The organism is Parasphingomonas caseinilytica (genome assembly GCF_036663755.1).
Taxonomy (GTDB): domain Bacteria; phylum Pseudomonadota; class Alphaproteobacteria; order Sphingomonadales; family Sphingomonadaceae; genus Sphingomonas.
Genome location: NZ_JAXOJL010000009.1, coordinates 34,065 through 46,807, shown reverse-complemented (window position 1 = coordinate 46,807; position 12,743 = coordinate 34,065). Strand labels below are relative to the sequence as shown.

Sequence of the window (12,743 nt, the reverse complement as noted above, 5' to 3'; positions counted from 1 at the left end):
TTGGGGTTAAAATTCAAGATCGCCTCACAGCACCTCGAACAAACCGGCCGCGCCCATGCCGCCGCCGATGCACATGGTGACGACGACATGCTTCGCGCCACGACGCTTGCCTTCGATCAGCGCGTGGCCGGTCGCGCGCGCGCCGGTCATGCCGTAGGGGTGGCCGATCGAGATCGCGCCGCCCGAGACGTTGAGCAGCTCGTCCGGAATGCCGAGCTTGTCGCGGCAATACAGCACCTGCACCGCGAACGCTTCGTTCAGCTCCCACAGGCCGATATCGTCCATCTTGAGGCCGAAACGCTTGAGCAGCAGCGGGATCGCGACGACCGGGCCGATGCCCATTTCGTCGGGCTCAGTGCCGCCGACGGCCATGCCGATGTACCGGCCGAGCGGCTGGAGGCCACGCTTCGAGGCGATCGCTTCCTCCATCAAAACGCTGGCCGACGAGCCGTCCGACAACTGGCTGGCGTTACCGGCGGTGATCGTGAACTCGGGGCCCATGACGGGCTTCAGCGACTTCAGCCCTTCCAGCGTGGTATCGGCGCGGTTGCCTTCGTCCTTGGAGAGCGTGACTTCCTTGTAGGAGACCGCCTTCGTTTCCTTGTCGACGATCGCCATGTTGGCGGTGACCGGCACGATCTCCTTGTCGTAATAGCCGGCGGCCTGGGCGGCGGCGGTGCGCTGCTGCGACTGGAGCGCATATTCGTCCATAACGTCGCGGCTGATGCCGTAGCGCTTGGCGACGACTTCGGCGGTCTGCAGCATCGGCATGTAGACGTCGCGGTGCATCGCAATCAGCTCGGGATCGGGCGCGACGCGCATCTGTGGGGTCTGGACGAGGCTGATGCTCTCCACGCCGCCACCGATGGTGATGTCCATGTTGTCGGTGATGATCTGCTTGGCGGCGGTGGCGATCGCCATCAGGCCGGACGCGCACTGGCGATCGACCGACATGCCGCTGACCGTGACGGGCAGACCCGCGCGCAACAGCGAGGTGCGCGCGATGTTGCCGGCCTGGTGGCCCTGTTGCAGCGCGCAGCCGAACACGACGTCATCGACTTCGCCACCCTCGATCCCGGCGCGCTCGACGGCGGCCTTGATGGAGTGCGACGCCAGCGTGGGCGACGGCGTGTTGTTGAACGCGCCGCGATAGGCGCGGCCGATCGGGGTGCGGGCGGTGGAGACGATGACGGCTGAACGCATATTGGTGGTCCTTCTATCTCTGGGTCGTCACCCCAGCGCAGGCTGGGGTCTTTGTGGGGCGAGCGCTGCGGCCCGAACCGGGAGACCCCAGCCTGCGCTGGGGTGACGGATTTGGTTGTTGCGATAAGAATTTAAACGAAGATTTGGCTGATCCATTCGGCGATCATCGCGGGCTTGTCGGCGCCTTCGATCTCGACCGAGAATTCGTTGGTCTGCTGCCACTGGCCAGGCTTCTTCTCGTCGAATGACAGAAGCTTGAAACGGCCACGGACCTTGCTGCCCGAGCGGACGGGGGTGAGGAAGCGGACTTTGTTGCCGCCGTAATTCACACCCATCTTCACACCCTCGATCGTCACCGGATCGATGATCTTGGACGACAGCAAAGGCATCAGGGAGAGGGTGAGGAAACCGTGCGCGATCGTGCCACCGAACGGGGTCATCGCGGCCATCGCCGGGTTGACGTGGATGAACTGGTGATCCCCGGTCGCGTCGGCGAACTTGTCGATCATCTCCTGGCTCACCTCGACCCATTCGGAGACGCTTTCCTTGCCGATGCGGCCGGCCATTTCCTGTGCGGTGATCGTCGTCACGGTGCGCTTCCTCGAAAAGATGTTGCGCTGCGCAAATGGCACCACGGCCCGCGCGACGCAAGCCTGTGACCGACCGGAAGCTAGAAGTGAGTGCAGGGCATGCCACCTATGCCCAGAAAACCAATGGTGTGACGGGTCGAAAAACAAACCCGACTTTCGAAAAAATCATTAATCGGCCACTCGCTTGACGGCCGGATAGCGAAATGACCAATTTGTAGCCGGGAGCGATTCGCTGCCACAACCAGGGGGCTGGCGAATGAGGATAGGTGCGAAAGCGAGCGTGGTAGTGCTTGTTGCTGCGATGCTTGTGGCGATGACCGCTGTTGCGAAGGATGCACCTGCCGATCCGTCGCCGGGAATTCCGCCAGCGCTCGTACAATTCGAAAAGGGGCTGCATAAGCAATCCGGCGATGTGGCGGTGCCGGACGCTCAGGCCGTGTTGCATCTGGGACAGGATTATTATTTCCTCGGCGCGGATGAGGCCAAAAAGGTCTTGACCGACGTTTGGGGCAATCCGCCGGACACGGTGGGCGATGTACTCGGACTCGTCCTGCCGAAGGATAAGACGGTGATCGACACTGTATGGGGCGCGGTCGTCACCTATGAACCGAGCGGCTACGTCGCCGACGACGATGCCAAGACGGCGGATTACGATCAGGTGCTGGCCGATGTGCGAAGCGGCGAGCAGGAGCGCAACGCCGAACGCGCCAAAGCAGGCTTTCCCGCATCGCATCTCGTTGGGTGGGCGCAGCCGCCGTTCTACGATCAGGGGCGGCACACGCTGATCTGGGCGCGCGATTTTCGCATCGACGGCGAAAAAACGGATTCCCTCAATTACGATGTGCGGTTGCTGGGGCGGAGCGGGGTGTTGAGCCTCAACATGGTGTCGGACATGGCACATCTGCCGGAAGTGCGGACGGCGGCAGCGGGCTTCGGCCGGGCGGCGGAGTTCGTGCGAGGGCACGCTTATGCCGATTTCGACCCGAACCTCGATAAGAAAGCGGAATATGGGCTGGCCGGACTGGTTGCGGCCGGTGTCGGTGTTGCTGCGGCCAAGAAGCTGGGTTTCCTGGCGATCGCGCTCGGGCTGGGCAAGAAGCTGATCGTGCTGGTGGTGATCGCAGCCGGAGTGGTCGGGCGGTTCTTCATGAAGCTGATCGGCAAGTCGAAAGATCCCGACATCATCTGATGTCGGGTAACGGGTAGGATCGACTGATCCTACCCGTCCACCGCCGAACGGTCGGTCGACTTTTCGCGAGGCGTCGGCGGTGGGCCGTCCTGTCTGGGCCGTTCCGGAGCCGGTTCGTCATGGCTCTCATAGGGCAGGATCATGCGGCCGTCCGGAGCGGCGGTGAAGGCCGTCTGGGTCGGGTAGGCGAATTCGATCCCCTCCGCATTGAAGCGGCGGATGATCGCCAAACCAACGGTGTGGCGCGCGTCGAAGAAATCCTGGAACGCGGCGCTTTCGGAATCGAATTCGACGTCGAAATCGTAGCTGCTCGCGCCGAACTGGAAGAAGCCGGCGCGGACGAATTTCAGGCCGCAGCGCTCGATCTCTTCCTTCAGGATGTCGTGGACGCGGTCCATCACCTCGACGGACGTCCACTGGACCAGGCCGAGCGTGAACTTGATGCGGCGATAATCGCGCCGCGTGTTGTTCATGATCTCCTTGTCGAGCAGGTTCTTGTTGGCGATGATCAGCTCTTCGCCGTTCGTCGCGCGGATGCGGGTCGATTTCAGGCCGATCGCCTCGACCGAACCGGCCGACGCACCAAAGGTGATCGCATCGCCGCGGCGGAACGGGCGATCGAAAATGATCGCCAGCGCGGCGAACAGATCGTCGAAGATGCCCTTCGCGGCGAGACCGATCGCGATACCGCCGACGCCGAGACCGGCGACGAGGCCAGTCACGTTCACGCCGAGATTGTCGAGCACGACGATCAGCGCGATCGCGAACAGAGCGAAGGTGACGAGCAAACGGATGATGCCCATCGCGCTGCCCAGCGCCTCGCCGGAATAGTTTTCCGACATGGTGCGATGTTCGATCGCGCCGAGAATGATCTCCCGCGCCCAGATCGCCGCCTGGAAGACGGCGGCGATGGTGAACAGGAAGGTGATCGTGGTGGCGAGTTGCACCGGCGCACCGGCATAGCCCTCGACCAGCTTGATCGCGACCATCAGCATGAAGAAATTGCCGGTGCGCGAGATCGCGCGCCCGAAGACCGTGCCCCATCCGGCCGGGCTGGTGCTGTTCCGGCACAGGCGATCGCCGAGCTTGCGGCCGGCATGCAGCGCGAGGAAGATGCCGGTGCCGATCGCGCACGCGATGATGATCTGCAGCCAATGGGTCTGCACCCAGGCATAGCCGACATGGAACAGGCTCTGCGCCTGCGTGCCGAGATCGGCGGCGGGGATGGTCGGCTCGGCAGCCGTTGTATTGGTCATCTAAACTCTCAGGCAGCCTTGGCGGTGTGGCCCGGCTTAGCATGGTCGAGGAAGGCGATCAGCCCTCGTTCGGCCCGCGACAGATATTGGGTCTTGCGCGGCAGCGACAGGCCCTGGCGAAATTCGGTCTGTCCCTCTTTCACAAGCGCGATGAGCGCGGGATGAACATAGGATTTGCGCGCGATGGCCGGCGTGTTGCCGAGCGCCTCGGTTACGGGTTCGAGCATCGTCTTCAGGCCGAGATCGTGGGTAGCGGTGGCGAGCGTTTCGAACGCGATGGCGCTGGCGCTCCAGGTGCGGAAATTCTTGGCGGTGTAATCGTCGCCCATCGCGTCACGGATATAGTCGTTAACGTCCGAAGAGGTAACGGGGTGGCAGCCGCCATCCGCATCGACCCAGCTGAACAGGTGCTGGCAATTGAGGTCCGAGCATTTCTTGACAAAACGGCTCAGCGATCCGTCGGTAATCGTCAGCATGCGCAGCTTGCCGGATTTGGCCTTGTACTGAAGCTTCAGCGTGTTGCCGCTGAGTTTCGCGTGGCGCTTGCGCAGCGTAGTGGCACCGTAGGACTTGTTCTCTTTGACGTAACCCTCGTTGCCGATGCGGACATGGCCGAGATCGAGCAGGCGGACGATCGCGGCGACGGCAGCGTCCTTGCCAAGGCCGCGCCGCTTCAGATCCTTGTCCACACGGGCGCGCAATTTGGGCAGATCGCGGCCGAACGCAGCGCATAAATCGTATTTCGCGCTTTCCTGCTTTTCGCGGAATTCAACGTGATAGCGATATTGCTTGCGGCCCTTCTCGTCCCAGCCGACCGCCTGGATATGGCCGTTGGACTTCGGGCAGAACCACGCATCCTTGTAGGCGGGCGGCAGGCCGATGGCGTTCAGCCGGTCGATCTCGTCACGGTCGGTGATGCGTTTGCCCTTGGGATCGTAATAGCCCCAGCCGTGCGACATCTTCTTGCGGGTGATGCCGGGGTCGGAATCGTCGTGGTAGATGATCTTCATCGGGCATCCTCGTCAGAGCCCTGAAAATGCGCGGCTCGTCGCTTCGTTCCGGAACAGGGCGGCGCGGCAGGGGTTCGGACTGCTCTTCCCACGCATAAGGAATTCGTTTCATGGCCGATTTTTCGCAAGCGCACGTCCTGATCCTCGCCACCGATGGCTTCGAACAGGCGGAATTGTTCGATCCGCGTCAGGCTTTGCTCGACGCCGGCGTGAAAGTGACGCTGGCGTCGATCAAGACCGATCCGATCCAAGGCATGAAGCATGACGAGAAGGGCGACACGATCACGCCCGATATTACGCTGCAGGACGTGGACAGCGACGATTACACCGCGTTGCTGCTGCCCGGTGGCTTTGCCAACCCCGATGCACTGCGGATGGAGGAGCGCGCGGTGGAGATCGTGCAGGAGTTCGTCGATGACGGGAAGACGGTGGCGGCGATTTGCCACGCGCCGTGGTTGCTGATCGAGGCTGACGTGGTGGATGGCGTGCGCATGACGAGCTGGCCGTCGCTGCGCACCGATCTGGCCAATGCCGGCGCAGATGTGGTGGACGAGGAGGTCGTGACCGACGGCCAGTTCATCACCAGCCGCAAGCCCGAAGATATCCCGGTGTTCAGCAAGGCGTTGCTCGCCGCGCTGGAGAAAGAGCCGGTCGCGGCCTGAAGCGTCAGGGAGTGAGCGGCCTCGGTCTGCGTATGCGCAGGTCGAGGCCGTTGATCCAGCGTTGCGCCGGGCGCTCGACCAGATGGTAGAGCGCGATCGAACTGCCGAATACGAGCGCGAGGTAGAGCGCGATCAGGAGCGGGTGGATGGCATGCGCGTCATCCACCAGCACCAGCTTGAATGCGACGAACAGCATGAAGTGGCCGAGATAGGTCGCGTAGGAAATCTCGCCCAGATAGTGGAGCGCGGGCGTGTCGAGCGGGTTGCGTCGCATGCCGGAGGTTAGGGCGAGGGCCAGTAAAAGCGCGCCGAACAGGAGCGGTACGACGAGCGGTTCGGGCAGGCCGGCGTACCACAGCAGGGCCAACATCGCGGCGGCTGCTCCAGCTAGTATCGCCGGGCGGGCAGGGCGGTCCTTGCAGCGCAGCCACAGGGCGCAGATCGCGGTGCCGGCGGCGAATTCGATCAGGCAGCGGATCAGCCCGAAGCGGGCGATGTCGTAGCCGAGCGATGCGTGTCCCGTGCTGGCGAACACCGTGTTCAGGATCAGCGCCAGCGCGACGATCGCGGTTAAGATCGCCCAGCTCGGCACGCGACGCCAGTCGATCGCCAGCGTCAGCAGCGGAAACAGCAGATACGCGCCGAGTTCCGCGCTGATCGACCAGCTTGGGTCGTTCCATGCCAGCCGATCGGTGAAGCCCCAATTTTGTAGCAACAGGACGTGCAGCGGCAGCAGGTCGAACGGATATTTCGCCGCATCGTGCCGCCCCGTAGCCAGCAGCAGCACCGCGAGCGCCACCGTTCCGCCGAGGACAAACAGGTGCAGCGGCCAGATGCGCGCGATGCGCTTGCGCAGAAACCCCGGCACCGCGGCGAATCCGCCGCTGCGTAATTTCTCATTCCAGCTGAGCCAGATGACGAAGCCCGAGAGCAGGAAGAAGAAATCGACCGCGAGATAGCCTTTGGCGAAAAAGGCCACCCACGCCGCCGGCAGCCCGGCGACCGACAGGCGGATATGGTACAAAACGACGAACCACGCCGCGATGCCACGCATGCTGGTCAGGGCGCGGAGTTCGGGTCTGGCGCTCATGCCGGCACGGGTTCGCGGTCATGGCGACTGGCCTTGCGCATCGGGCGGAAGCTCGTCTCCTTGCGCTTGCGCGCCAGATACGTATCGAGCCCGATCTGCGCGCCGAGCAGCATGTAGATGAACGGCTGGAACGCGATCGCGATGAACGTCGCGCCTAGCAAATAGCAGAGCTGTGCCGCCTGTAGCGCGCCGGCCAGCGGCGCGATCCATTCCTGGCCCTCATCCGGCTTGCGGTAGCGGCGGCGGATCACCTCCATGCGGAACAGGCCGATCACGTTGATCATCAGCCACATGATCAGGCCGGGGAAACCCTGTTCGCCCAGCGTCTCGAAATAGGCGCTGTGGAAGGCGCGCGCCTTGTCGACCAGCACCTTGTGGACCATTCGCTGCTGCCCGTCGTCGCCGCGTTCCAATATGTCGGTGTCGTAGCGGATCTGGTTCTGGCGATACATTTCGAAGCCGCCCCCCAGCGGATGATCCTGCACATAGTCCCAGGTCCATTTCCACACCGCGAGGCGGGTCGAGGCGGATTCGTCGCCCTTATAGGTCTGGATCGTATTCATCCGGTTGGTGAAGGTGCTGGGCAGGAACGGTACCGCCACCACGCCGGCCATGGCCAGCAAGCCGAGATAGAGCATCTTGCGCGTCGTATCGCGGAACATCAGCACCGCGAGCAGGCCGATGCACAACAGGCCGGTGCGCGTCGAGGTGCCAACCGGGATCAGCAGGCAAGCGAAGACGAGGCCGTAGCAGAAGCCCTTCACCTTCCAGTCGGGCCGGAAGATCGTGCCGTATTTGCTGAACCACAGGATCAGCGGAATAATCGCGATCGCCACGGTGCTGATCGTGCTGCCTTCGTAAAGGCCCGAATTGTTGGCGACCATCAGATCGAGCTGGCCGTACCCGCCGCCGCCGGACGCGATCGTCTTGATCCCGCCGACCATGATGATCGACGAGGCGGCGAGGATCATGAACAGCAACAGCGATTCGATCCGCAGCCGCGTGCGCAGGGTGAGCGGAAGGAAGGCAGCGAAGGCCAGGGCCTTCCACACCCAATCCCATTTGTCCCGCGCCTCGACCGGGAAATCGGCGGTGAGCGTGGTGATGTAGCAATAGACCAGCAGCAGCACGATCAACAGTTGGCGCGGCGCGGCGCGGCTGTCCGCCTTCTTGTCCACCAGCGCCCAGCCGCCGACCGCGAGGCCGACCGCGATCAGCGAGATCGGCACGGTGTTGAGTAGGACATAGGTCAGCCGTTGCGGGCTGACGATGTCGATATAGACGTAGGACAGGACGAAGATGAACGGCCGCTTGAACCCGCACGCGAAGAACGCGGCGAGGAACGCGACGAAGACGAGATCACGCACGCGGATCGCCCTTCCTCGTCTTTGTCGCGGGCGGCGGCGCGGTCGGGGAGGCGGAATCGTCGTCGAGATCGGGCCGCTTGAGCAACAGCCACGCGGCAAGCAGCATTAGGCCGTGGCTGATGGCAAGCGCGAGATTGTCGATCATAGGTTTCCGCCCGCCCCAAATATCCGTTCGTGCTGAGCCTGTCGAAGCATCGTCCTTCTTTCGCAGCGTGCAACAGAAAGACGGCCCTTCGACAAGCTCAGGGCGAACGGTGTAAGAGCTGGGCTTGTAATCCTCACGGGGTTGACGGGCCGTTAAACACTCGCGTGGCAGGGAGGGCTCACGATGCGCATCCTCCACATCCTCGATCATGGTTTGCCGCTGCAGAGCGGCTATACCTTCCGCACCCGTGCGATCCTGAAGAGCCAGATGCGGCGGGGGTGGCAGGTCGCTGCCGTCACCGGGCCCCGGCACGGAAGTTCGGATGCGGGGATGGAGACGATCGACGGGATCGATTTCCATCGTACGCCCGGCAAAGGCGCATGGCCGAGTCCGTTCGGTGAATTGCGTGAGATTTCCGCGTTCGCCCGGCGGATCGAGTCGGCGATCGACACCTTCCGGCCCGATATCCTGCACGCGCATTCGCCGGTGCTGGATGCGCTGGCCGCGCTGAAGGTGGCGAAGAAACGCGGCCTACCGTTGCTCTACGAGATCCGCGCCTTTTGGGAGGATGCGGCGGTCGGCAACGGGACGGGGACGGAAGGATCGCTGAAATACAAGGCGATTCGTGCGTTGGAAACCTGGGCGGTGAACAAGGCGGACGGCGTCGCGGTGATCTGCGACGGGTTGCGCCGCGATCTCGTCGCGCGGGGCGTGCCGGCGGAGAAAATTCTCGTATCGCCCAACGGCGTCGATCTGGAGATGTTCGGCGCGCCGCTGGAATATGATGCGCCGCTCGCGCTGTCGCTCGGGCTGACGGGCAAGGACGTGATCGGCTTCATCGGCAGCTTCTACAATTATGAGGGGCTGGACGATCTGATCGCGGCGATGCCCATGCTGGTCGCGACACGGCCCGATGCGCATCTCGTGCTGGTTGGTGGCGGGCCGATGGAGGCGGCGCTCCGCGCACAGGCGGCGGCATCGCCGGTCGCCGATCATATCCGCTTCGTCGGGCGGGTGCCGCATCATGAGGTCGATCGCTATTACAGCCTGATCGATGTGCTGGCCTATCCGCGCAAGCAGATGCGGTTGACCGATCTGGTCACGCCGCTGAAGCCGCTGGAGGCGATGGCGCAGCGACGGCTGGTCGCGGCATCGGATGTCGGTGGGCATCGCGAACTGATTCGCGACGTAGAAACGGGCACATTGTTCGCGCCGAACGATCCGCCGGCGATGGCGCGGGCGTTGGGCGGGCTGCTCGGCGACCGTCATCTGTGGGAGTCGCGGCGGGCACGCGGGCGTGCGTTCGTCGAGGACGAGCGTAACTGGTCCGTTAACGTTGCCCGTTATGCGCCCGTTTACCAAAAACTTACCGAAGCTGGTGCATCTAACGGGACATGGTCGAGATATCCCGTCGCAAGCGCCTGAACCTTCCCGTCGCACCGCTCGTCGCGGGCGGCGTGGCGGCGGTGACGGCTTTGGTCTTCGCGCTGCTGCCTGGCAGCATCCTCGGCAATCTCGTCCTCGATAGCGGCGTCGTGGCGCTGATCCCGGCGGCCGAACCGCCGCTCGGGCTTACGGCGCGCGCGATGCTGGTGCTGATCGGCGGCGGCGGAATGGGAGCGATCGCCTGGTTCGCCTTGTATCTGCTGATCGGCACGCGATCGATCGCGATTCTGGGATCCGATTTGAAGACCGCCGACATCCCCGTCCTGCGCCGCGCCGACGCGCATCCCGATGCGCCGGCACGTCGGCCGCTATTCGCCAATAGCGATCTCGGCACGCCATTTCTGGACGTCCGCGCGCCGGTGCATATCGTCGCCGAGGAGATCGCGGCGGTGGTGGCCGTTCCCGAACTACCCACGCCACCAATCGTCGAACCGGTCGTGCGCATGCCTCCGGTCGAAGCCGCGCTGCCGGCCGATCTCGATCAACCGCTGGCCGCATTCGACCCGCAGGCGATCCCCGACCAGCCGATCGCATGGTTCGTGCCGCCCCGCCCGACGCCACCGGCCGCGCCGTTCGTCCAGCCCGATCGCCCGCAGACCTTTACGTCCAGCGAGCGGTTCGAGACGTTCGAATTGAAGCCCGTCCCGGCCAAGCCGGCGCGATCCGAGTTCGATGCGTCGGCCAGCATCCACTCGCTGCTCGACCGGCTGGAAAAGAGTGTCGCGCGACGCGAGGTCGAAGTCAAAGTCGTCGTCCCGACCGTCCCGCCGCGCCACGATTCGCTGCAGGAAGCACTCACGACGCTGCGCCGGCTTGCGACGCGCTAGGCATCCAGCGCCTCCACCGTAAGCGCCTCGAACTCGATGCCCACGCTGGTCGCCGTGCGCGTGATCGCGATGACATCGATGTCGGCGAGCAGGTGACCACGCATCTCGAACTCCGCTTCCGGCAATTCCGCGAGCCACGCATCCAAAGCCGGCGAGGGCAGGGCGGTCCACTTCATCGCGTGCCGTGCGCCGACGAAGGTCGCGCTGGCCCAGCGGACGCAATCGGACGTGACGATCTTCATCGGGCAGCCGTTCGCGACCGAATCGCGGTAGAGGGCGCGCACCAACAGCATGCCGATATCCGGGCCGCGGCTCATTTTTGCACCCGACGGGCGAGGAACGCCTCGATCCGCGCCGTCACCCGTGCGCCGGGCTCGCGCCCGTTGCGCAGATCGCGCACCAGCCGCGGGTCGTTCAGCGCCAGGCGCCCGAATTTCGTTTCCGGCATTTCGCTCACCCGCAGGTAGCGTTCGATCTTTCTCAACACCGACATTTGCGATCTCCATGGTCCCCGAGTCTCGATTCTGTTCCTGAAATGTTCTCCACTTTCCAACTTGTCTAGGAAATTTCCTAGGGCTATTGATCGATAATGGAGCAAGCCGATCCGCGCCGGGTTCTGGAGGATCTCGTCGCCGGGGGCGGCGAGAGCTTCACCGCGCTGTCGCGCATGCTCCGGCGTAACGATGCCTATCTGCAGCAGTTCGTGCGGCGCGGTACGCCGCGCGTGTTGGCGGAGCAGGATCGGCGGGTGTTGTCGGCGTATTTCCGCGTGGACGAAGCGGTGCTGGGCGGACCGGCCACACCTGCGCCGCTGCCGACGATCGCGGTGCGCATGCTGGATATCGCCGCGTCGGCCGGGCCGGGCCGACTGGTCGAGGCGGAGCGCGCCACCGCAACGTTACCGTTCGATCGCGCGATGCTGGAAGGGCTGGGCATCCGATCGACCAGACTGGCGATGATCGATGCGGCGGGCGATTCGATGGCGCCGGGGATCGAACATGGCGACCGGATCATGGTCGATGAGGCGGATCGCCGGGTCGGCGCGCGCGGCGGGATCTACGTGATCCGGCTGGACGGGGCGCTGATGGTCAAACGTATCGCGCTGGCGGGCGGCAGGATGACGATCGTCAGCGATAATCCCGACTATCCGGCGATCCCTGCACGGGATGCGGCGGAGGTGGAAATTATCGGAAAGGTGGTGTGGCTGTCGCGAGCGTTGCGGTAGCCTAACTCCCCTCCCTGGAAGGGAGGGGGCGGGGGTGGGTCGCTCTCGAGCGAGCGTTGTCCTCACCCCATACCGACCCACCCCCAACCCCTCCCTTCCAGGGAGGGGAGCAGGAACGATTATCCCCGCCGCCGATCGATCAGCCAGATCGCCACCGCCAGCGCGATGCCCGCGCCGGAGCCGATCAGAAAGCCCGGCGTCGCCTGCCCGTAGATGAACCCGATGCCTGCGCCGAGCGTCGCGCCGACCGCGATCAGGAAGCCGCCGGCCTGATGGTTCGGGGGAGTATTGGGGGTATGGTTCGCCATCGTCGCCCTCTGCCATGTCCCGCAGCGGCACGCCAGCGTCCCGCAGCGGGACCGGTGGGGCGGCTTTCAAAAAATCGTTTACCACCGTCTGCCGCGCTGTCCGGTGCCCGCGTAGTTCTGGCACGCGCGATGCAATCCTCCCCGCACGATATGCCGGGGAACTTGATGTCTTATTTGCCGTACCTCGCCGACCGTGCCGAAGTATTCGACGCGGCGGACCTGATGTCGACCTTCGGCGACGATGCCGGCTTCGAAGCGGCCGCCCGCGCGGACCGCAGTCGCGATGTCGGCAACCACGTTCACTTCTGCCGCTGGCGCCAGATCGAACGGCTGATCGTATTGCTGTCGGTCAATCGTGCCGTGGGTACGATCCACTAAGCACGACTCACCAGAAATCGGGCGCTTGGGCCTGTCGCTGGCGCATG

16 protein-coding genes are annotated in these 12,743 nt (G+C 64.1%); 6 read left to right on the top strand and 10 right to left on the bottom strand.

The features are described 5' to 3' along the window. Positions 1 to 24 precede the first annotated feature (24 nt). Together U1738_RS16825 and U1738_RS16820 are read right to left on the bottom strand one after the other, a co-directional pair. Positions 25 to 1,203, bottom strand: a complete 1,179-nt coding sequence (locus U1738_RS16825) for an acetyl-CoA C-acyltransferase (RefSeq protein ID WP_332790207.1) — start codon at positions 1,201 to 1,203, stop codon at positions 25 to 27. A gap of 131 nt (positions 1,204 to 1,334) precedes the next feature. Continuing rightward, positions 1,335 to 1,769, bottom strand: a complete 435-nt coding sequence (locus tag U1738_RS16820; protein WP_332790353.1) for a MaoC family dehydratase — start codon at positions 1,767 to 1,769, stop codon at positions 1,335 to 1,337. Between the two features lie 337 nt (positions 1,770 to 2,106). On the opposite strand from U1738_RS16820, the gene U1738_RS16815 reads away from it, so the two are divergent. Further along, positions 2,107 to 2,982, top strand: coding sequence for a DUF2167 domain-containing protein (locus U1738_RS16815; RefSeq protein WP_332790206.1), 876 nt, complete (start codon positions 2,107 to 2,109; stop codon positions 2,980 to 2,982). A 29-nt stretch (positions 2,983 to 3,011) separates the two neighbouring features. Here U1738_RS16815 and U1738_RS16810 read toward each other — a convergent pair whose 3' ends face one another. Both U1738_RS16810 and U1738_RS16805 read right to left on the bottom strand, forming a co-directional pair. Next, positions 3,012 to 4,238, bottom strand: coding sequence for a mechanosensitive ion channel family protein (locus U1738_RS16810; RefSeq protein WP_332790205.1), 1,227 nt, complete (start codon positions 4,236 to 4,238; stop codon positions 3,012 to 3,014). 8 nt (positions 4,239 to 4,246) lie between these two features. Further along, a complete protein-coding gene (locus U1738_RS16805) occupies positions 4,247 to 5,248 on the bottom strand; it encodes a DNA topoisomerase IB (RefSeq protein WP_332790204.1) in 1,002 nt (333 codons plus the stop codon). Between the two features lie 110 nt (positions 5,249 to 5,358). Between U1738_RS16805 and U1738_RS16800 the strand changes: the two genes are divergently transcribed. Next, the gene (locus U1738_RS16800) at positions 5,359 to 5,910 is read left to right on the top strand and encodes a type 1 glutamine amidotransferase domain-containing protein (RefSeq protein ID WP_332790203.1); all 552 of its coding nucleotides are present in this window, start codon (positions 5,359 to 5,361) and stop codon (positions 5,908 to 5,910) included. Positions 5,911 to 5,914: 4 nt separating this feature from the next. Here the strand turns inward: U1738_RS16800 and U1738_RS16795 are convergent, their stop codons facing one another. The 3 genes from U1738_RS16795 to U1738_RS16785 are packed head-to-tail and all read right to left on the bottom strand — an operon-like array spanning position 5,915 to position 8,512. After that, on the bottom strand, positions 5,915 to 7,000 hold the full coding sequence (locus U1738_RS16795; RefSeq protein ID WP_332790202.1) for an acyltransferase family protein: 1,086 nt from the start codon (positions 6,998 to 7,000) through the stop codon (positions 5,915 to 5,917). Then, the gene (locus U1738_RS16790) at positions 6,997 to 8,367 is read right to left on the bottom strand and encodes a putative O-glycosylation ligase, exosortase A system-associated (RefSeq protein ID WP_332790201.1); all 1,371 of its coding nucleotides are present in this window, start codon (positions 8,365 to 8,367) and stop codon (positions 6,997 to 6,999) included. The genes U1738_RS16795 and U1738_RS16790 overlap by 4 nt, the downstream gene beginning before the upstream one ends. Beyond that, positions 8,360 to 8,512 (bottom strand): hypothetical protein, encoded by a 153-nt coding sequence (locus tag U1738_RS16785; RefSeq protein ID WP_332790200.1) that lies wholly within the window; start codon positions 8,510 to 8,512, stop codon positions 8,360 to 8,362. The genes U1738_RS16790 and U1738_RS16785 overlap by 8 nt, the downstream gene beginning before the upstream one ends. A 183-nt stretch (positions 8,513 to 8,695) precedes the next feature. Here U1738_RS16785 and U1738_RS16780 point away from each other — a divergent pair, with 183 nt between their 5' ends. Together U1738_RS16780 and U1738_RS16775 are read left to right on the top strand one after the other, a co-directional pair. Next, positions 8,696 to 9,937, top strand: a complete 1,242-nt coding sequence (locus U1738_RS16780; protein ID WP_332790199.1) for a TIGR04063 family PEP-CTERM/XrtA system glycosyltransferase — start codon at positions 8,696 to 8,698, stop codon at positions 9,935 to 9,937. Next, positions 9,907 to 10,785, top strand: a complete 879-nt coding sequence (locus U1738_RS16775; protein ID WP_332790198.1) for a hypothetical protein — start codon at positions 9,907 to 9,909, stop codon at positions 10,783 to 10,785. Before U1738_RS16780 ends, U1738_RS16775 begins: the two co-directional genes overlap by 31 nt. Here the strand turns inward: U1738_RS16775 and U1738_RS16770 are convergent. Beyond that, positions 10,782 to 11,102, bottom strand: a complete 321-nt coding sequence (locus U1738_RS16770) for a hypothetical protein (protein WP_332790197.1) — start codon at positions 11,100 to 11,102, stop codon at positions 10,782 to 10,784. The two genes, U1738_RS16775 and U1738_RS16770, sit on opposite strands and share 4 nt — an antisense overlap. Further along, entirely contained in the window at positions 11,099 to 11,278 is a 180-nt protein-coding gene (locus U1738_RS16765) for a hypothetical protein (protein ID WP_332790196.1), read from the bottom strand. Before U1738_RS16765 ends, U1738_RS16770 begins: the two co-directional genes overlap by 4 nt. A 96-nt stretch (positions 11,279 to 11,374) precedes the next feature. On the opposite strand from U1738_RS16765, the gene U1738_RS16760 reads away from it, so the two are divergent. Continuing rightward, positions 11,375 to 12,010 carry a S24 family peptidase gene (locus U1738_RS16760; protein WP_332790195.1) on the top strand — a complete coding sequence of 212 codons (636 nt, stop codon included), beginning with the start codon at positions 11,375 to 11,377 and terminating at the stop codon, positions 12,008 to 12,010. A gap of 119 nt (positions 12,011 to 12,129) precedes the next feature. Here U1738_RS16760 and U1738_RS16755 read toward each other — a convergent pair whose 3' ends face one another. Continuing rightward, on the bottom strand, positions 12,130 to 12,318 hold the full coding sequence (locus U1738_RS16755) for a hypothetical protein (RefSeq protein WP_332790194.1): 189 nt from the start codon (positions 12,316 to 12,318) through the stop codon (positions 12,130 to 12,132). A gap of 165 nt (positions 12,319 to 12,483) precedes the next feature. Here U1738_RS16755 and U1738_RS16750 point away from each other — a divergent pair, with 165 nt between their 5' ends. Continuing rightward, positions 12,484 to 12,696, top strand: a complete 213-nt coding sequence (locus U1738_RS16750; RefSeq protein WP_055782652.1) for a hypothetical protein — start codon at positions 12,484 to 12,486, stop codon at positions 12,694 to 12,696. Positions 12,697 to 12,743 lie beyond the last annotated feature (47 nt).